Raw genomic sequence first — 255 nt, 5'->3', positions numbered from 1 at the left:
CAGGCGTGATGCCGGAAAACCGCGTACCGATGAGGCTGCCGAGCACGAGATAGGCGACAAGGGTCAGCCAGCCCGGCAGAACGCCAGTCTCTAGCCCCGTCAGATGCGCGATGGCCGAGACCACCATCGCCCCCATCAAAAGCGGCGCGGGCACGGAAAGCCAGGCAAAGATCATCCCCACGACGACGGAGACGCCGATCATCACGAGGATCGACAGTAGGCTCATCCCCGCGCCCGCGGGGGCGATATTGCCGG

General features: G+C 65.5%; 1 protein-coding gene. It reads right to left on the bottom strand.

What is annotated here, in order from left to right; translation table 11 throughout:
• On the bottom strand, window positions 1–255 hold a 255-nt coding region (locus tag FCK22_RS18245; protein ID WP_136720772.1), incomplete at both ends, for an AbrB family transcriptional regulator.

Source organism: Sulfitobacter sp. 15WGC, assembly GCF_005068605.1.
GTDB lineage: Bacteria > Pseudomonadota > Alphaproteobacteria > Rhodobacterales > Rhodobacteraceae > Sulfitobacter > Sulfitobacter faviae.
Note: the sequence above shows the minus strand (reverse complement) of the source record. Positions and strands in the feature narration are given on the sequence as shown.